Origin of the sequence: Virgibacillus necropolis (genome assembly GCF_044793635.1) — a bacterium.
Taxonomy (GTDB): Bacteria; Bacillota; Bacilli; order Bacillales; family Amphibacillaceae; genus Virgibacillus_F; species Virgibacillus_F necropolis_A.
Genome location: NZ_CP084992.1, coordinates 83,616 through 103,575, shown reverse-complemented (window position 1 = coordinate 103,575; position 19,960 = coordinate 83,616). Strand labels below are relative to the sequence as shown.

Sequence of the window (19,960 nt, the reverse complement as noted above, 5' to 3'; positions counted from 1 at the left end):
ATAATCCTCCATTTCATTATTTTAATTTATAGTATAAATTGGCTTAAATCCCTATTCTTTACAATAGAACTAAGTTTCTTTTCGACATATTCCGATGTGATCTCAATTTTATCCATCGTAATATCTGGAGCCTCAAATGATAAATCTTCCAGTAACTTTTCTAATATAGTGTGTAAGCGACGTGCGCCAATATTATCCGTTTCTTGATTTACTTCAAAAGCAACTTCTGCTAATTTATTAACAGCTTCGTCGGTAAATATTACATTTATACCTTCTGTTTTCATCATAGCCTGATATTGCTTAAGTAATGCGTTTGATGGTTCAAGTAAAATAAGTTTGAAATCATCAACTGTTAATTTCTCTAATTCCACCCGGATTGGAAATCTTCCTTGAAGCTCTGGAATTAAATCGGATGGTTTTGCCATATGAAATGCCCCTGCTGCAATAAACAACATGTGATCCGTTTTAACAGGTCCGTGTTTTGTAACTACAGTGGACCCTTCGACGATTGGCAATATGTCACGCTGTACGCCTTCTCGTGAAACATTAGCTGAATTATCTTGTTTAGCAGCCACTTTGTCAATTTCATCAACAAAAATAATTCCTGACTGCTCTGCTCGAGAAATTGCTTCTTGTGCCGCTTCTTCCATGTCTACTAATTTCTGTGCCTCTTGTTGAGTTAAAACTTTTCTCGCTTCAGAAACTGGTAATTTTCGCTTTTTCTTTTTCTTAGGCATGAACTGACCAAAAGCATCTTGCATATTCATACCCATTTGTTCCATTCCAGAACCTTGTAGCATATCAAACATAGATGGTGGCATTTCCTCGATTTCGACCTGAACCATATGGTCTTCCATCTCACCTAAAGCCAGCTTTTGTTCGGTACGCTGTCTTTTAGTTCTAATTTCTTCGTTAGTATCACTTTCTTTTTCATCTTCATCATCATCATCAGATGAACCGTGATTCGAAAAAAGCATTTCAAACGGATTTTTACTAGTTGTATCCTTTTTCACTTGAGGTACTAATAACTGAACTAACTTCTTATTAGCCTCTTGTTCTGCTTTTTCCTTTACTTCACTCATCTTCTCTTCTTTTACCATTCGAATAGACATTTCGACTAAATCACGTACCATTGATTCTACATCACGACCAACATATCCAACTTCGGTAAATTTGGTAGCTTCGATTTTTACAAAAGGAGCTCCAACTAATTTCGCTAACCTTCTAGCTATTTCTGTTTTACCAACACCTGTTGGACCGATCATCAAAATGTTTTTTGGCACAATTTCATCTTTAATCGAATCATCTAACTTCATACGCCGATAACGATTTCTGAGTGCTACGGCAACAGACTTTTTAGCCTGCCTTTGACCAATAATATATTGATCAAGTTGTTCCACTATTTGCTTTGGAGTATAATCATTCCCCATAGGTTGATAAGGCCCCCTTATTACTCAAGTACCTCTAGTGTAATCTGGTCATTTGTATAGACACATATTTCACCAGCAATTGTTAGTGCTGCATGTGCTATTTCTTTAGCAGTTAAGTTTTCTGCGTACCTCACTAGAGAACGGCCAGCACTTAAAGCATAGTTACCACCTGATCCTATAGCTAAAATACCATCATCAGGTTCGATTACTTCACCAGTACCGGATACAAGAAACATGTTTTCCTTGTTCATGACAATAAGCATTGCTTCTAATTTGCGTAATACTTTGTCACTCCGCCATTCCTTCGCAAGTTCTACAGATGCTCTTGCTAAATTCCCATTATAGGTTTCAAGTTTACTTTCAAACTTTTCGAAGAGTGTAAAAGCATCTGCTACAGAACCAGCAAAACCAGCTAGCACTTGCCCATTAAATAATGTACGTACTTTACGTGCTTTATGTTTCATTACAACTGCATTTCCTAGAGTAACCTGGCCATCTCCACTCATTGCACATTGACCATTGTGTGCAACAGCGAAAATTGTTGTTGCATGCATCTCATTTGACACCTGCATCACCTCATAATCTAATAATTAATTATTGGCTCTAGGATGAGCCTTCATATACACTTTTCGTAATTGGTCCTTTGTAACATGTGTATATATCTGGGTTGATGATAAACTTTCATGACCTAACAACTCTTGAACGGTTCTAAGATCAGCACCTTCATTTAGCATATGTGTTGCAAATGTATGTCTTAATTTATGTGGATGCACATGTATAGTTAATGATGCTTTTTCTACCATTTTTGTCAAGATTAGGCGCATGCCTCTTACAGTTAATGGATTACCCTTCGCATTAAGAAATACAGCATTTGTTGCTGCATTGGACTTTTCAAGTAGCGTTTTTCTACCATCATTTAAATACGTTTCCAATGCAATTTCTGAAAAGCGACCAAACAGTACATATCGTTCTTTTCTACCTTTACCACGTATTAGCATTGTGCCTATTGTGAAATCAATATCTTGAAGCAGTAGTCCCTGACACTCACTCACCCGAATTCCAGTAGCATAAAGAGTTTCCAGTAATGCTTGATTACGTTGACCTAAAGGGTCGCTCATATCATTCACTTCAAACAATTTTTCCAGTTCTTCTTTATACATAAATCCAGGAATTGGCTTCGTCGCTTTTGGTAATGTAACTTGTAAAAAAGGATTGTTTGTAACTTTACCTTCTCGTTCTAAGAAACGATAAAAACTGCGCATACTGGAAATTAATCTTGACACAGTACGTCTACTTAATTTCCTGTCATATAAAGAAGTTAATAGAACACGAACTGTACGATGATCAACATCCGATAGGTCTTCGATTGCTTCGCCGTTTAAAAATTGGCCGAAAGTTTCCAGATCATTCAGATAATATTTTACAGTATATGGAGATGCATTTTTTTCAATTTGTAAATATTCCATGAATGCTTCGCTATATTCTTTTAAATGATACAATACGTCACCCCGTTAATCAGCGAATAAATCATATCACATTCCAAAAGGTAAAGCAATAAACTTAACGCAATTGTAACAAAATTCAGAATTGACCCTAGTTCCCATTGCGCTATACACTTCGAGTCTAACTTGTTATTTCTGTATTTTATTGCGTGAACATTTAGTGAATATTTGAAGTCTATGGACAAAAAATATCCAATGGATTATTGCCTATTGTTAAACTCCCTCCACCACTGTCAAGTAAATTAGCTTACCAATTGATAATTATATCTTTTTAAAATATATTAGTCAATCATCAACAATCCAAGTATTTTAAAAAGTTTTTAAAGATTAAATACTTGTAAAAGGCAGTTTCTATATTTATTGACATAAAATTATTTAAATAACCCTATTTCCTTAATTTTTTCTTTGGTAGTAGTTGTACCAAGGTCATATATTTTTTGATAAATCCTCATTAAATGATGATCATATTCGTTTCTTTCATCATCTGCACCCCATTCATCAAATGGCTTACCTAGATATTTTACTGCTTGTTTAGCATTCTTTCGTTTCTCAACAAATAGCATTTCTATTTCTTTGATTTCATCGGCATTAGCATGAACCTCGTATTCAATCCCACTATCAGGTATTGACATTGTACGAATATCTTCCGTATCCACCGTTACAAAATATTGTTTTTTACTATTCATTACATATACCTCCCTACTTAGGGACTTTACCCCATTATCTGAGGTTAAAAACAAAAAAAGAACTGTCTCTAATGAACAGTTCTACATTGTCTTGGTTATTGTGTTTAGTTTTGCGTCTTTTCTTTGTAGTCACAATTGGTACATTGAATTTGTGTTTCTTTCTTACTTTTCTTTTCTACTAATAGTGATTCACATTTTGGACAAGGTCTTGAAATCGGTTTATCCCATGAGACAAAATCACATTCTGGGAATTGGTCACAACCATAAAACGTTCGTTTCTTTTTTGACTTCCGTTCAACTACATTTCCTTCTTCACACTTAGGACACTTCACACCAATTTCCTTTAGAATAGGCTTTGTATTTCTACATTCAGGAAAATTGGAGCATGCAAGGAATTTACCGTATCGTCCCATTTTATATACCATCTCATGTCCACAGTTTTCACAATCAATTCCTGCTGGTTCATCTCTGATTTCAATTTTTTCCATTTCTTTTTCTGCGACTTCCAAACGCTTGCTGAAATCTGTATAAAACCCATCCAGAATAGATTTCCAATTGTTCTTTCCATCTTCTATGGAGTCCAAATCACCCTCCATTTTCACGGTAAAATCGACATCGATTATTTCCGGGAAAAATTCTTGGAGTAAGTCAATCACGATACTACCCAATTCTGTTGGGATAAATCGTTTATTATCAATACTTACATATCCTCTTCGTTGGATGGTATCAAGCGTTGGAGCAAATGTTGATGGTCGACCAATTCCTTGTTCCTCCATCGCTCTTACAAGTCTTGCTTCGGTATACCTTGGAGGCGGCTGTGTGAAATGTTGATTTGGATCGATATCATTAGCCGTTACTTCCATACCTTCTTTTAAGTCGGGCAAATACTTGTTTTCTTCTTTTTTATTATCATCTGTTCCCTCAATATAAACAGACATAAAACCTTTAAATTTAATTTTTGATCCTGTTGCACGAAACTCAATTCCATTGTTCAATAAATGAACGGTCATCGTATCCATAATTGCTGGTGCCATTTGGCTTGAAACAAATCGTTCCCATATTAATTTATAAAGCTTATATTGATCATTTGATAATATTGCTTTTATCGATTTTGGATCACGCATAACAGATGTAGGTCTAATTGCCTCATGGGCATCCTGCGCTCCTTCTTTTTGTTTAGCAGGTTTTGCTTTACCTAAATATTCTTTACCGTGCTTTTCCTCAATATAATCCTTTGCTTCTGATTTAGCCGTCTCAGAAATACGTGTAGAATCAGTACGCATATAGGTAATTAAACCAGTGATTCCTCCAGATTTTTTACCTAAATCAATTCCTTCATATAATTGTTGGGCAACCATCATCGTCTTTTTAGCCCGGAAATTCAGTTTTCGTGCAGCTTCCTGTTGGATAGAAGACGTGGTAAATGGTACTGCGGGATTTCGTTTACGTTCCCGTTTATTCACCTTATCAACGGTAAAGTTCTTTCCTTTTAATTGTTCAATAACCTTTTTGACATCTTCCTCTGTTTTTAATTCTTCTTTTTTCTTATCAATTCCGTAAAAGGAACCTTCAAACGTGTCTTTATCCTTCATGAAATTTGCTTCAATGGACCAGTACTCTTCAGGTGTAAAACCTTCAATTTCTTTTTCACGATCCATAATCATCTTAACCGCTACTGATTGTACACGACCTGCACTTAATCCTTTTTTAACTTTTTTCCATAGTAAAGGACTAATATTGTAACCTACCAGGCGGTCTAAAATCCTTCGTGCTTGTTGCGCATTTACTAAGTCAGTATTAATGGAACGTGGATGTTTAAACGATTCTTTTATAGCATCTTTCGTAATTTCATTAAATACAACTCGACATTGGGATGACACATCAATGTTAAGACTGTGTGCTAAATGCCAGGCAATAGCCTCGCCTTCTCTGTCGGGATCGGCCGCGAGATATATTTTCTTAGCTTTTTTAGCAGCAGTCTTAAGTGATTTAAGTACGTCACCTTTTCCGCGTATCGTAATATATTTTGGTTTAAATTCATCTTCTGGATCAACGCCCATTTGACTTTTCGGTAAATCCCGAACGTGTCCCATGGAAGCTTTTACTTTATATTTTTTTCCTAAGTATCGTTCAATCGTCTTTGCCTTAGCAGGCGATTCAACGATTACAAGATAATCTGACATTCATTCATCCTCCTAAAAATGAGGTCCTCTGTATTTTTTAAGTTGAAATCTTCACTAATAGTAAATATATACTCCTTATTTGTCAAACATGCTATTTCTAATTTTTTCTAATTTCTTATATCTTGGGTTTGGTTTATCCATATTTCTTTAGCCCTATCCCAGTCTTCTAGAATGTCGTCTGGATAAATTACCAGTTTGGCACCATCTTGTATCATTCGATTACACCCAATTGCTTCAGGGTTGGTCGGTGAATCGGGTATAGCATACACTTCTCTACCCTGATCCAATGCTTGATCAACTGTTATGAGTGTACCACTTCTTTCTTTAGCTTCAATAACTAAAGTTCCGAAACTTAATCCACTTATTATGCGATTTCGTTCAGGAAAGTGAAATCGTTCTGGTGGTTGGCCTGGAGGGTACTCTGATAATACTAAGCCCTTTTTGCTCAGTTGGTCAAACAAAGTGACATTTTGTTTGGGATAAATGTGTTGAAAACCGCCACCTAATACTGCAATGGTCTTGCCATTTTTCCTTAGGGCGAACTGATGAGCATAACTATCAATGCCCATTGCCATACCACTTATGATTACCCAATTCTTTTCTAAAAGTGTTGGTAAAATTAAGTTCATTTTATTTAAGGCGTTTCTCGATGGAGATCTTGTGCCAATCACACTTAGGGCAGGTATCTGTTCTAATAATGAAACATCACCAATTGTATATAACACAAGAGGTGGATCTTTTATTGTTTTTAACACAATGGGATAGGACTCGTCAACTACTGTTAAAATAGTGTAGGAATTGATATCTCTTTCTATTTCTTTTTGAAGTGTATGATTATGAAGGTCTTGATGAAGTGATATAGCGTGTTTTTGAGGAATAGCAAATTGTTGGCTGATCTGGGACGAAGATAGGTTATAAATTGAAGATAGTGATGGATCAATAGTTAGCATTCGTGTAATAGTTCGCCTCGTAATGCCTCTACATCGGTGGAGATGAATAATTCGATTTCGTAATGATACCAATTGGACACTTCCTTTTCCTTTAAAAATAAGGAACTCAATACTAGAATTGAGTTCCTTTTTCTTTCCAGCTTCAGCGCCTAGCGACTAGTGGACTTCCCTCCCTGCTCTTCAATAAGTCAAGCACAAAAGAAAACCTCTTTTGGCTTTCCTATATTTTGTATTAAAGAATGTTCGATTAAAACCGCCACTTTGCGTGGCAACTTCGAACTACCCACGTTGCGTGGGCACAGTCCATACGTCACTGACCAGGCGCATTCGCTTTTGTTACTTAATGAGTTTTACATTTATCTTGTAAACCTTTTTCTTTTAGTACACTGATCATTGTTTCACCCATAACAGCTGGTGTTTCTGCAACTTTAATACCACATTCGTTCATAATGCGGATTTTTTCGTCTGCAGTACCTTTACCACCTGAGATGATTGCACCAGCGTGACCCATACGTTTACCTGGAGGTGCAGTTGCACCGCCAATGAAGCCAACTACAGGTTTTTTCATATTTGCTTTTACCCATTCAGCAGCCTCTTCTTCAGCAGTACCACCGATTTCACCAATCATGATTACCGCTTCTGTTTCAGGATCGTCATTGAATGCTGATAATACATCGATAAAGTCTGTTCCATTAACAGGGTCCCCACCAATACCAACAGCAGTAGTTTGACCATAACCTGCTTCAGATAATTGATGTACAGCTTCGTATGTTAATGTTCCGGAACGAGAAACAACACCGATATGACCTTTTTTATGAATATATCCAGGCATGATACCAATTTTACATTCCTCAGGTGTTATAACACCTGGGCAGTTTGGTCCAACCAAGCGTGTTTTCTTACCTTGCATATAGCGTTTTACTTTAACCATATCCATTACTGGAATATGCTCCGTAATACATATAGCAAGGTCAAGTCCTGCATCAACAGCTTCTATGATCGCATCTGCTGCAAATGGAGCAGGTACGTAAATTACAGACGCATTAGCACCTGTTTGATCAACTGCATCTTTCACAGTATTAAAAACAGGAACTCCTTCAACCTCTGTACCGCCTTTTTTCGGAGTAACGCCACCAACGATTTTTGTACCGTATTCAAGCATTTGTTTTGTATGGAATCTAGCAGTACCACCAGTAATTCCTTGGACAATTACTTTTGTATCTTTATTAACATATACACTCATTTTCGTCCGTCCTTTCTACGCAATCTTCATACGTTTTTTCATCACAATCAGTTATTAATATCCAGCTTCAACGACTAGCGTCTTATTGGACTTCCTTCCTCATGACTTCGATAAGTCAAGCTCAAAAGAAAAATCGCTTTTGGCTTTCCTTTATCTCGTCCGGAAGGATTGTTCGATTAAAACCGCCACTTTGCGTGGCAACTTCGAACTACCCACGTTGCGTGGGCACAGTCCATACGCCGCTGAACAAGTCGTTTCCGCTTTTATTTCACCATTGAAACGATTTTTTCAGCGCCGTCAGCCATTGAGTCAGCTGAAGTAATATTTAAGCCTGATTCGTTTAATATTTTCTTACCTAAATCAACGTTTGTACCTTCTAGACGTACAACTAATGGAATTTCAAGTCCAACTTGTTTTGTTGCTTCCACAACACCTTCAGCAATAACGTCACATTTCATGATTCCACCGAAAATATTAACAAAAATTCCTTTTACATTGGGATCGGACAAAATGATTTTAAATGCCTCGGTAACTTTCTCAGCAGTCGCACCGCCCCCAACATCGAGGAAGTTAGCGGGGTCGCCACCATAATGTTTAATAATGTCCATTGTAGACATTGCAAGTCCTGCACCGTTAACCATACAACCAATATTTCCATCTAGTGAAATATAGCTTAAGTCGTATTTAGATGCTTCGATTTCTTTTGCATCTTCTTCGTCTAAGTCACGGAATTCTTGAACGTCTTTTTGACGGAATAATGCATTGTCATCAAAGTTTAACTTTGCATCCAATGCTAATACTTCACCGTCACCAGTTGTTACTAAAGGATTTATTTCTGCAATAGAGCAATCCTTTTCAACGAATGCTTGGTAAAGACCCATCATAAATTTAACAGCTTTTCCAAGTAATTCTTCTGGAATGTTAATATTAAATGCTAGTCTACGAGCTTGATATCCAGATAAACCTACTACTGGATCAATTACTTCTTTAAAGATTTTTTCAGGTGTTTCTTCAGCTACTTCTTCAATCTCCGTTCCACCTTCTTCTGATGCCATCATAACAACAGCTGAAGTTGCACGGTCAAGAACAAGACCTACGTAATATTCCTTTTTAATGTCGCATCCTTCTTCAATAAGCAAGCGTTTAACTTCCTTACCTTCTGGACCAGTTTGATGCGTAACTAGTGTTTTGCCTAAAATCTCATTAGCATATGTACGCACTTCGTCTAAGTTTTTGGCAATCTTAACTCCACCGGCTTTACCGCGGCCACCAGCATGAATTTGTGCTTTTACTACTGTTACTGAAGAGCTTAGTTTCTTAGCAGCTTCTACAGCTTCATCTACCGTATATGCAACATGTCCAGTTGGAACATTTACACCATAGCTTCGCAAAATTTCTTTGCCTTGATACTCATGAATGTTCATCTTTCATCCTCCCATCAAAATTCACTGCATTCCTATTGTATTAAAAAACGACAAAATTAACAAGGATTAAAGAAAAGCGTAGGCGACTGATAGTGGCGTACAGATAGATGGGTCTGTGAATTGTACGCCGAACTTTCCGTACATTCATCAGAACCAACTATCTGCTAGTCGCTAGGAGCCGTAGCTGGACAATAGAAAAGCGAAGGCGACTGTTAGTGGCGTACAAAAAAACAGTTCGAGTAAGAACGCCACGTACTTCGAAATTTATTGTCGAAAATTTCATTATTTAGGAGAATCTACTTTCTTATCTACTCGATAAACGAAGGCAAATACTTCTGCAACTGCTTGATATAATTCCTCAGGTATGGTTTCATTTATATTTAATTCAGCTAACAATTCAACAAGAGAAGCATCCTCTTGTATCGGAATATTATTTTGTTTAGCTTTTTCTATTATATTTTCTGCTATGATTCCTTTACCTGCTGCCGCTACAGTTGGTGCTTGGTCATTGCTCTGATCGTATCGAAGTGCTGCGGCTTTTGTTCTTTTTTCTTTCATATCCGATAATCAACCCCTTGATATGAATTAGTTTCTGTTTTTTTTGGTGCTTCTTCTTTATCTGTATCCATTTGTTTTAATGGTTTTATGGTAATTGTTGACAAATGATAATCTAATGCATCTAAACCGTCTTTAAGTTTTGGTTTCAATGCTTGGGAACGCTCTAATATTGACGTGTTTTCATTGAAAATGGTAACCGCTACTGCCCGTTTCTGGATGTTCATATCAATAACTGTTTCTTTCATATTGGCTAAATCTAAATAAAATAATATCCTACAATAAGCAGGATCGATTTTGCCCGAATCTGTTTTCTTCCCTTCAAACTCAAGCTGTAAATCTTTGTTTAGTCCAAGCTTTTCCCCAGGTATCTGAAGGCTTGCCTGTAAAAAGTTCGTATTATCGTTTACTGATTGTATTTGCATACCATTAATGAATTGAAGTAGCTGCTGTGCTCGATCGTTTATTAACCCATCACTTTGCTGCAGAAGCTGTAATACCATTGATTTAATGGTAGTTGACTGTTGTTCTGGCAAATCATTTGCAAGGTTATATTCATGCGCAAATCCTGTCGATTGTAGCACTTTTTTTATTTGAACTAACAATTGTTCATGCGGTTTAGCAAACAACAGGTTGTCTCCAGACTTTGTACTATTTACCAGTTGCTCGATTTGTGTATATGTTTGATCATTTGAGAGTGTTTTAAGTAGCGTATGTAGTTGATCTAATGACGTTGTGTTATTTTGTAAAAGAGTTCTTACATGCTGTTGTTGTTGTTTACTGGCCATTATTGGTAATAACTCTTTCTCGATTTGGGATTTTAACTGTGAAAAATCACTGGATGACATCGGAATTTGATGAATGTTGGCTTTGCTAATAGCAGATGAAAACTGCTGTAAAAGGGCCTCCGTTTGCGTTATTAAGTGGCCTTTATTTGCTAGTAAATGCTTAAATATGTTTAACACATCTGTGTCATTCATATTATACGGCAGCGATAAAGAATTTACTTGTTGACTGGACATCGTAATATTTTTAGCAGAGACATTTCCAAAGTTACTTTTAGCAAAACTTTGCCAATCAATTTTCCATGAAGATAATTCCACACTTTCATTCACTAAACCCGTGGCTTTTGCAGCGACAAAGAAAGTTGTCTTAGTTGATTCTATTTCTGTTAAAATATGTTTAATTAATGCTCCCTTATTTGAGTTTGTTTGCTCAGTTAATGAAGCCAAACGTTCGATTAAGGTTTGCTTTAGCGGTGTTTGATTTGTGTCCTGCTTTAACTGCTGCAATAAATTATTAAGCTGATCACTGATTCCATTTGTTGATTTTGTATACAGGGCCTGAAAGATTGAATCCGTTAAGGGTAATTTATGTACGAGCATTTCCTTAACCACTGATTGTGCTTGTGCTTTGTTTGCAGCGCCCTCTAGCAGTTGAAAAGCTTTAACCAGCTGTTCTTTATCGAACGGAACCTTATCTCGCATTAACTGCTGTATAAGGGGTATATCTGCTTTTGTTGCTTTAATACCTAATTCTTTTAGTAACATCTGCATGTTGTTACTCATGTTACGTTTTAACTGTTCACCAAGAACCTTTAAATGCGTAACATTCGCATTTGTTTTCACTTGAAAATGGTAGTTTTCCCCAATCGTTAAAGAGGCCTCTAATTGAGCAACCATTTTTTGTGAACCTATTTGAATTTGTGCCTTGTTATTTGGATATAGCTTCACAATTTTACCTTGAACGATTTGACCTGGCTTTAAAAGTGGCTGTGTATGATTAACCTTTACACTGTTCAAACGTTTAAAGAGCACGTCTTGTATGCTCAATAGAGACACCTCCTATTATTGAACAATAGAGCTTCTTACTGGTGAAAACGATCTCCTATGAAATGGTGTAACACCATGTTGTTGTATCGCGTCCATATGATGTTTTGTTCCATACCCCATATTTGATGCAAAATCATAGAATGGAAAATCATTATGTATCTTTTTCATTATTGTATCTCGGGTAACTTTTGCTAAAATACTTGCAGCTGCAATCGTAATACTTTTTTGATCACCTTTTGTAATGGATTCAGATGTACAAGGAAGTTGTTTTAATGGAACAGCATCAATTAAGACATGATCTGGACTAGGTTCCAATTGGCTTAATGCATCGTGCATCGCAAGTTTTGTAGCTTCATAAATATTTACTTGATCAATCTTTTGATTACTTATAATTGATATTCCATAACTAATGGCCTGTTCTTTAATAATTGAAAAGAACTCATTTCGTTTTCGTTCGTTTAATTGTTTTGAATCATCTAAACCTAACAATTTAAAATCCCTAGGTAAAATAACAGAAGCCGCAACTACTGGTCCCGCTAATGGTCCCCTACCTGCTTCGTCTATTCCAGCTATATAGTTGCAACCTTTAGTATAGTTTTTGTGCTCATACTGGCTCATTTCTAAAAATTGACATTCTAAGTCTTTCATTTTCTGAAGACGTTGTTCATAGATCTTCCACAACTTCTGGACACCTTTCCGGGTATCCTGTTGTAATTTCGAGATTTCTGCATCTGAAAGATTATCATGATCTATTAATTGTTTAATTTCAGCTATCGATTTAGTTTTCATACGTCACCTTCTTTATCGGTTTAGTTAACAGTTTTTCGTAGTGGTAGTAAAAAATATGGCATTCATCCTAAGATGAAATGCCAATTTTTACTTTACGGATTCTAATGTAATTGTTCCTAATCTACCTGTACGTAAATCCTGGATAACTACATCTGCAACTTTATCAAAGTTGACAGTTCCACCACTTTCCAGGCATCCGCGTTTTTTTCCAATTGCTTCAAATATTTCTACAATATCAGTACTATCACGATCAATTTCATAGCGTTCTTCAAGTAATGTAGGATAATGTTCTTGAAAATACCTGATGACGAATACCGTTATATCTTGAAGTGATAATAATTGATCTTTAATTGTACCTAACGCGGCTAACCGCAAGCCTACCATTTCATCTTCAAACTTTGGCCACAAGATACCAGGAGTATCCAATAATTCAAAATCCTTTTTCACTTTAATCCACAACTGTTGTTTTGTTACTCCTGGACGATCTCCAGTTTTCGCTGCCTTTTTATTTGCAAGTCGATTAATTAATGTTGATTTTCCCACGTTCGGAATTCCAACTATCATCGCTCGAGTAGCTCTCGGTTGTATCCCTTTTTTCTTAAGCTTGTCCATTTTTTCTTGACCAAGTGCTTTTGCAAGATGAATAACTTTTTGAATATCACCTTTGTTATTTACATTAATTGCAATTGCCGTAATATCTTTTTCTTGAAAATAAGCAATCCATTTGTCTGTCTCGCGCTGGTCTGCTAAGTCTTTTTTCATTAGAATTATCATCTTTGGTTTGCTCTGTAATACTTGCTGAAGCATTGGATTTTGAGAAGATAATGGTGCTCTTGCATCAACTAGTTCCATCACAAAATCCACGAGTTTTAGCTTTTCCTCTACCTGCCTGCGTGCTTTTGCCATATGTCCCGGAAACCATTGTATTGCCATGTTATCACCCTATTCTACTTATACTTTATCTGTACTAAAGTTTCATTTCTAAAAGTCTAAAACATGAAATCGATTAAGCGGCCAATAAGTAAAGCTTGTTTTACCAACTATTGTGTCTTGTGGAATCAACCCTAATACACGACTATCAGCGGAATTATTTCGATTGTCACCCAGTACAAGTACATAACCCTCTGGTATTGTTTCATAGCCACCTGGTAAATCTTCTAATCGAAAATCTCCTGTTAGTGTTTGGTTAGGCTTTTTTTGTTCCTTTATTTTTTGTAAAAAAGGCTCTTTTATTGGTTCACCATCAATATACAGAACATCGTCCTTTACAGCTACATGTTCACCTGGTAATCCTATTACTCTTTTAATAAAATCTTGTTCCGGAGTAGCATGAAACACAATTATATCAAATCGTTCAGGATCGCTAACATTATATAAAAATTTATTGACAATCATTTGATCATGATTATGTAATGTAGGCTGCATTGAAGGTCCATCCACTACAATTGGAGCAAAAAAGAACATTCGAACGATAAAGGCCAGAGCAAAAGCGATTAATAATGCCTTCGCCCAGTCAAACCATTCATTTTTTAGTTTAGACATGAGGCTTTCCTCCGAAACATTTGGGATATGTATGATACTTTAAAGTAAAAAAGAGCTTGCATACAGCCAAGCTCTCTTACCATAACATTTTTATTTGCGACGTTCTTTAATGCGAGCTGCTTTTCCGCGTAGATTACGTAGATAGTAAAGCTTCGCACGACGAACGATACCACGTCTTGAAACTTCAATTTGAGCAATTCTAGGTGAATGTAATGGGAATGTACGTTCAACACCTACACCGTAAGAAATTTTTCTTACTGTAAATGTTTCGCTAATTCCACCGTTTTGGCGTTTGATTACAACACCTTCATAAACCTGAATACGCTCACGTGTACCTTCGACAACTTTCACGTGTACCTTAACAGTGTCACCAGGACGGAAGTCAGGATGATCAGCGCGAATTTGTTCTTTTGTGATATCTGCAATTATTTTTTGCATTATATTTCTCTCCTTCCAAACCAATGCTCATAACTCACTAAGGGACAGCGGAACATCGTTTTTAGAGCTTAAGTCTCGTACTTAAGCACAACAATAAATATACCATATAGAACAGACTAGTTCAACTGTTTTTGAAACAAAACAATTGACTATTCGTCTTGTCTAGTTTTAATATAATCAAGGATTTTTAAATCTTCATCTGAAAGTGTTTCAGAACGAAGCAATTCCTCCCGGCGCTCAAATGTACGTTTTAGTGATTCCTGTTTTCGCCAGTTATTAATTTTTGCATGGTCTCCAGACAACAATACTTCAGGAACTTTCATACCCCGAAAATCTGCTGGCCTAGTATAATGTGGATGCTCAAGTAAACCCGTAGAGAATGAATCTTCTGGTGCGGACTCTTGATTACCTAATACATCGGGAAGTAAACGTACCACACTATCGATAACAGCCATTGCACCAAGCTCACCGCCAGTAAGTACATAATCTCCTATTGATATTTCATCCGTGACCAAATGTTCCCGAATCCGTTCATCATAGCCTTCATAATGACCACAAATAAATACTAGATTCTCTTCTTTTGCTAACTCTTCTGCTTTTTTCTGATTGTATGGCTCACCTTGTGGACACATGAGAATAACACGTGGTTCGGCTGACTTTTCCTTGGTAATCGCTTCTACAGCATCAAAAATAGGCTGGGGCGTTAAAACCATTCCCGCTCCACCACCATATGGATAATCATCAACTTTTTTATGCTTGTTCTCTGAGTAATCTCGGAAATTAATGAGATTGTAACTAAATTTATTCTTATCCTGAGCTTTTTTTAAAATAGAAGAATTAAATACTCCTTCTATCATTTCTGGGAATAGTGTTAATATATCAATATGCATTAGTCAAGCAATCCTTCAATTGGATTTATTACCACTTTTTTAGTCTCAATATCAATTTTTTGTACAACATCATCAATATACGGAATAAGAAGATCTTTTCCTTTTTCTTGTTTAACTACCCAAACATCATTTGCACCAGGTGACAATATTTCTTTGACAGTCCCTATATTCTCTTCATTGTTCGTATAAACTGCACAACCAATGATTTCATGGTAGTAATATTCGTCTTCGTCTAAATCCGTTAATTGATCCTCATTAATCTTCAAGTAGGAACCTTTGAAATGTTCGACATCATTAATATTGTCAAAACCTTTAAAGGTAATGAGTTCAAAACCTTTATGTGTACGATGACTGGATATTTCCAACTGGATTGGCTGTTTATTTTCCATTACCAAAAATAACGTTTCCCCAACAAAAAAACGTTCCTCAAAGTCACTAATGCGCAATACCTTTACTTCGCCACGAATTCCATGAGTGTTTACAATTTTACCTACATTAAACATTTTTTCATTCATTCAATCACCTGCTATTCATCGATTCGGATGACAACATCATCTTTTACAATAATTGCTGTTTCACCCATAATTTGATCCCAATGCGAACCTTCTTTAACCTCAACAAGAGCTTCAACTTCTTTTTCCGTAATTTCACTGCCAATCTCTAACATATCCAATTGTTCCAGTTTAAAGTCAACTAGTTTCATTTTTTCTTTACGGTTTTTAATTTCCTGCTGAAAACGCTGGTAAACCTCTTGTTTAGATACCCCTGACTTATTCTGTAATTTCCTTTGTTCAAACAACAATTGTTGACACTCTTGTTCAAGCCGCATTTTATGATTTGTGAAGTTATGTCTTAATTCCTCTTTACTTTTTTCTGTTATTACTTGCTTAACTAGCACTTTTTTCATTATTTTCATCCGAGCATCACACCTCTTTAGATAAAAGCCTTAGATTTTTTTATACTTTATACCGTTAAAGGTACTTCTTAAAGTATAAAAAATAATGCGTAAAAAGGGAAAGGTATGCCCTTTCCCTCTACATGATATCCAAATATATACGTTTGTTTGCATCCGATTTAGCTGCATATACAACAGTACGAATCGCTTTTGCAATACGTCCATTCTTGCCAATAACTTTCCCAACATCATCTTTATTAACAGTAAGATGAAAAATAATTTTTGTTTCTTCTTCTGTTTCTGTTACAACGATATCTTCCGGATAATCAACAAGTGGTGTAACAATGGATTCAATTAGGGCTTTCATGATATCACACTACTTTACTTTTGATTTTTAGAGTCGTGGAATTTTTTCATGATGCCTTCTTTTGAGAAAAGATTACGAACTGTATCACTTGGTTTTGCACCATTTGTCATCCAGTTAAGCGCTTTTTCCTCATCAATCTTAACTTCAACCGGGTTTACTACCGGGTTATATGTTCCAATTTGTTCGATTTGACGTCCGTCACGAGGAGAACGTGAATCAGCAACAACAATACGATAAAATGGATTTCTTTTAGATCCCATACGTTTTAAACGAATTTTAACAGCCATGTTTCTTGCACCTCCAATAAGAATGTTTTACTCAATTTTAGATTCTATCAGATATTTGTTTGTCTGTAAAGTGTTTTTCCATTACACAATGAAAAATATGTTGCGGATCAGCCAACGTCCAGCTTCAAAGTCGCTAAACTGGCGCTGGCGCTTACGCTTTGGAGTATTACATAAACGGAAACTTCATTCCGTTCATTCCTTTGCCTTTTTTACCCTTTTGCATGTTGGTCATTTGTTTCATCATTTTTTTCATTTCATCAAATTGTTTCAATAAGCGATTGACCTGTGAAACAGATGTACCAGATCCAGCGGCAATCCGCTTTTTGCGGCTAGCATTCATAAGACTAGGTTCCTGGCGCTCTTTTTTCGTCATGGATTGAATAATTGCTTCTACATGTGCAAGTTGTTTTTCATCTAATTGCGCATTCTTCAAACCTTTCATTTTGCCTGCACCTGGAATCATCGCCATGAGATCATCAAGCGGTCCCATATTTTTCACTTGACCCATTTGTTCCAAAAAGTCATCAAACGTGAATGACATCGTACGCATTTTTTCTTCTAATGCTTTTGCTTGTTTTTCATCCACATTTGTTTGTGCTTTTTCAATTAAAGATAACACATCACCCATACCAAGAATACGAGATGCCATGCGATCAGGATGAAATGCTTCTAATTCATCCAGTTTTTCACCCATACCCGCAAACTTAATAGGTTTATCTGTAACTGCCTTAATCGATAATGCAGCACCACCACGTGTATCCCCATCAAGCTTGGTTAGTACGACACCTGTAATATCCAGTTGCTCATTAAAGCTTTCTGCTACATTTACAGCATCTTGACCAGTCATTGAATCGACTACCAAGAAAATTTCGTCTGGCTTTACGCTAGCTTTAATACCCTGTAACTCATCCATTAAATCATTGTCAACATGCAAACGACCTGCTGTATCAATAATGACATAATCATTATGCTCTTCTTTTGCCTGCTCAATTGCTTTATTTGCAATATCAACCGGATTCGCTTCTGTTCCCATTGAAAAAACAGGCATATCCAACTGTTCTCCAAGTGTTTCAAGTTGCTTAATAGCCGCTGGACGATAAATATCACAAGCAACTAACAATGGCGAACGATTCTGTTTCTTCCTTAGTAAATTAGCTAGCTTCCCTGTGGTAGTTGTTTTACCAGCACCTTGCAAACCTACCATCAAAATAACAGTTGGCGATTTATCCGCTACAGCAATTTTACTTTGTTCTCCACCCATTAGCTCGGATAGTTCATCTTTTACAACCTTTATAACCTGCTGACCTGGTGTTAAACTTTCCATTACTTCTTGGCCAGTTGCACGTTCTTTGATCCGCTTAATTAAATCTTTCACAACTTTAAAGTTTACGTCAGCTTCAAGAAGCGCGAGTCGAACTTCTCTCGTCATTTCTTTTACATCTTGTTCAGATACTTTACCTTTACCAGTGATTTTTTTAATTGTACCTTGTAAACGGTCGGCCAATCCTTCAAATGCCATAGAAGGTGTCCCCCTAATCTATTTCTTTTAATTTTATAAGCATGCTTTTTGTATCATTTGTTATTGCATTTTCTGCAAGATCTTTCTCAATTTTATCCAAAAGTTCCGTCCGGGTTTGAAACTTATCATACAAATGCAGCTTTTTTTCATATGACTCAATCATCTGTTCTGTACGTTTAATATTATCGTAAACAGCTTGTCTGGAAACCTGGGATAACTCAGAGATTTCACCAAGCGAGTAATCCTCTAAATAATACATTTCCATATAATTACGCTGTTTAGGTGTTAGTAACGCTTGGTAAAAATCAAACAAGTAATTAATACGTGTAGTCTTTTCTAGCATTCCCAAACACCCCTTGTTAAGTGAAAGTTCTTTACAATAATAACGAACATTGTTTTTACCTGTCAACTATAAAAAAGCGACATCAACTAGTACTCGTTATCATCTTCTAGCATATCAGCAAATAAACCAAATACAAAGGCTTGGGCGTTAAACTTTTGTAAGTCTGTCATTTTTTCCCCCAAACCAACATATTTAACTGGAATGTGTAACTCATTACGTATTGCTAGGACTATTCCACCTTTTGCAGTCCCATCAAGCTTCGTTAATACGATTCCTGATACATTCGTTGCTTCTAAAAATGTCTTAGCCTGACTCATCGCATTTTGACCTGTTGTTGCATCTAAAACTAACAATACCTCGTGTGGCGCATTTGGAACCTCACGTTCAATGACACGTTTAACCTTCGATAGCTCATTCATTAAATTCACTTTATTTTGCAAGCGACCGGCCGTATCACAAATTAACACATCAGCATTTCGTGTTTTTGCCGCTTTAATTCCATCAAAAATCACTGCAGCGGGATCACTGCCAGCGCCTTGTTTAATGACATCTACACCAGCGCGCTCGCCCCAAACCTCAAGCTGTTCGATAGCACCTGCCCGGAAAGTATCTCCTGCTGCTAACATTACTTTTTTTCCTTCTGATTTTAGTTGATGTGCTAGCTTTCCAATAGATGTTGTTTTACCAACACCGTTCACACCAACAACTAACATTACTGTTAAATCATTTTGTTGAATATTTAATTCTTCAATATCGGCTTCATCATCACCATAATATATTTCTACTAGTTTCTCAGAAATGACATCTTTAACATCTTTTGTATCTTTAATATTACGTCGCTTCACTTCCATTTTCAACTCATCAATTAAGTCCATTACTGTCATTACGCCGACATCGGCAGATATTAATACCTCTTCTAATTCTTCAAAAAAGTCCTCGTCAACCTTTCGATACTTGGCAATTAAATCATTAATTTTACCTGAAAAAGAATTTCTGGTTTTTGTCATGCCCTCTTTATATTTCGTTGATACCTCTTCTTCATCATTTTGCTTGAATTTATTTTTTAATTTATCCATGAATCCCAT

At 36.3% G+C, this 19,960-nt stretch carries 22 protein-coding genes; all 22 read right to left on the bottom strand.

Features of this window, described 5'->3' with window-relative positions; genetic code table 11:
- Positions 1–26 precede the first annotated feature (26 nt).
- Positions 27–1,430, bottom strand: a complete 1,404-nt coding sequence (gene hslU, locus LG329_RS00510) for an HslU--HslV peptidase ATPase subunit (protein WP_404452611.1) — start codon at positions 1,428–1,430, stop codon at positions 27–29.
- A gap of 20 nt (positions 1,431–1,450) precedes the next feature.
- Positions 1,451–1,996: an ATP-dependent protease subunit HslV gene (hslV, locus tag LG329_RS00505; RefSeq protein WP_404452609.1), complete on the bottom strand. Its 546-nt coding sequence runs from the start codon at positions 1,994–1,996 to the stop codon at positions 1,451–1,453.
- A 24-nt stretch (positions 1,997–2,020) separates the two neighbouring features.
- Positions 2,021–2,896, bottom strand: coding sequence for a tyrosine recombinase XerC (gene xerC, locus LG329_RS00500; RefSeq protein ID WP_404456351.1), 876 nt, complete (start codon positions 2,894–2,896; stop codon positions 2,021–2,023).
- A 407-nt stretch (positions 2,897–3,303) separates the two neighbouring features.
- Positions 3,304–3,618, bottom strand: a complete 315-nt coding sequence (locus tag LG329_RS00495) for a hypothetical protein (RefSeq protein ID WP_404452608.1) — start codon at positions 3,616–3,618, stop codon at positions 3,304–3,306.
- Positions 3,619–3,722: 104 nt separating this feature from the next.
- The gene (gene topA / locus LG329_RS00490) at positions 3,723–5,801 is read right to left on the bottom strand and encodes a type I DNA topoisomerase (protein ID WP_404452607.1); all 2,079 of its coding nucleotides are present in this window, start codon (positions 5,799–5,801) and stop codon (positions 3,723–3,725) included.
- A 107-nt stretch (positions 5,802–5,908) separates the two neighbouring features.
- A complete protein-coding gene (gene dprA / locus LG329_RS00485; protein WP_404452605.1) occupies positions 5,909–6,823 on the bottom strand; it encodes a DNA-processing protein DprA in 915 nt (304 codons plus the stop codon).
- 268 nt (positions 6,824–7,091) lie between these two features.
- Complete coding sequence (sucD, locus tag LG329_RS00480; RefSeq protein ID WP_404452604.1) at positions 7,092–7,994, bottom strand: succinate--CoA ligase subunit alpha; 903 nt, start codon at positions 7,992–7,994, stop codon at positions 7,092–7,094.
- Positions 7,995–8,257: 263 nt separating this feature from the next.
- Positions 8,258–9,418: an ADP-forming succinate--CoA ligase subunit beta gene (gene sucC, locus LG329_RS00475; RefSeq protein WP_404452603.1), complete on the bottom strand. Its 1,161-nt coding sequence runs from the start codon at positions 9,416–9,418 to the stop codon at positions 8,258–8,260.
- Between the two features lie 282 nt (positions 9,419–9,700).
- Positions 9,701–9,976 (bottom strand): EscU/YscU/HrcU family type III secretion system export apparatus switch protein, encoded by a 276-nt coding sequence (locus LG329_RS00470; RefSeq protein WP_404452602.1) that lies wholly within the window; start codon positions 9,974–9,976, stop codon positions 9,701–9,703.
- On the bottom strand, positions 9,973–11,805 hold the full coding sequence (locus LG329_RS00465; protein WP_404452601.1) for a hypothetical protein: 1,833 nt from the start codon (positions 11,803–11,805) through the stop codon (positions 9,973–9,975). Before LG329_RS00465 ends, LG329_RS00470 begins: the two co-directional genes overlap by 4 nt.
- Before the next feature lie 15 nt (positions 11,806–11,820).
- Positions 11,821–12,594 (bottom strand): ribonuclease HII, encoded by a 774-nt coding sequence (locus tag LG329_RS00460; RefSeq protein ID WP_404452600.1) that lies wholly within the window; start codon positions 12,592–12,594, stop codon positions 11,821–11,823.
- A gap of 87 nt (positions 12,595–12,681) precedes the next feature.
- Complete coding sequence (gene ylqF / locus LG329_RS00455) at positions 12,682–13,527, bottom strand: ribosome biogenesis GTPase YlqF (protein WP_404452599.1); 846 nt, start codon at positions 13,525–13,527, stop codon at positions 12,682–12,684.
- A 48-nt stretch (positions 13,528–13,575) separates the two neighbouring features.
- Complete coding sequence (gene lepB, locus LG329_RS00450; RefSeq protein WP_404452598.1) at positions 13,576–14,136, bottom strand: signal peptidase I; 561 nt, start codon at positions 14,134–14,136, stop codon at positions 13,576–13,578.
- Positions 14,137–14,226: 90 nt separating this feature from the next.
- Positions 14,227–14,574, bottom strand: coding sequence for a 50S ribosomal protein L19 (rplS, locus tag LG329_RS00445; protein WP_404452597.1), 348 nt, complete (start codon positions 14,572–14,574; stop codon positions 14,227–14,229).
- A gap of 149 nt (positions 14,575–14,723) precedes the next feature.
- A complete protein-coding gene (trmD, locus tag LG329_RS00440; protein WP_404452596.1) occupies positions 14,724–15,464 on the bottom strand; it encodes a tRNA (guanosine(37)-N1)-methyltransferase TrmD in 741 nt (246 codons plus the stop codon).
- Positions 15,464–15,979: a ribosome maturation factor RimM gene (rimM, locus tag LG329_RS00435; protein ID WP_404452595.1), complete on the bottom strand. Its 516-nt coding sequence runs from the start codon at positions 15,977–15,979 to the stop codon at positions 15,464–15,466. Before rimM ends, trmD begins: the two co-directional genes overlap by 1 nt.
- An 11-nt stretch (positions 15,980–15,990) precedes the next feature.
- Positions 15,991–16,380: a YlqD family protein gene (locus LG329_RS00430; protein WP_404452594.1), complete on the bottom strand. Its 390-nt coding sequence runs from the start codon at positions 16,378–16,380 to the stop codon at positions 15,991–15,993.
- A gap of 118 nt (positions 16,381–16,498) precedes the next feature.
- The gene (locus LG329_RS00425) at positions 16,499–16,726 is read right to left on the bottom strand and encodes a KH domain-containing protein (RefSeq protein WP_404452593.1); all 228 of its coding nucleotides are present in this window, start codon (positions 16,724–16,726) and stop codon (positions 16,499–16,501) included.
- A 14-nt stretch (positions 16,727–16,740) separates the two neighbouring features.
- Positions 16,741–17,013, bottom strand: coding sequence for a 30S ribosomal protein S16 (rpsP, locus tag LG329_RS00420; RefSeq protein ID WP_089062772.1), 273 nt, complete (start codon positions 17,011–17,013; stop codon positions 16,741–16,743).
- Between the two features lie 166 nt (positions 17,014–17,179).
- Complete coding sequence (gene ffh / locus LG329_RS00415) at positions 17,180–18,532, bottom strand: signal recognition particle protein (protein WP_404452592.1); 1,353 nt, start codon at positions 18,530–18,532, stop codon at positions 17,180–17,182.
- 13 nt (positions 18,533–18,545) lie between these two features.
- Positions 18,546–18,875 (bottom strand): putative DNA-binding protein, encoded by a 330-nt coding sequence (locus tag LG329_RS00410; RefSeq protein ID WP_404452591.1) that lies wholly within the window; start codon positions 18,873–18,875, stop codon positions 18,546–18,548.
- An 86-nt stretch (positions 18,876–18,961) separates the two neighbouring features.
- Positions 18,962–19,960, bottom strand: a complete 999-nt coding sequence (gene ftsY, locus LG329_RS00405; RefSeq protein ID WP_404452590.1) for a signal recognition particle-docking protein FtsY — start codon at positions 19,958–19,960, stop codon at positions 18,962–18,964.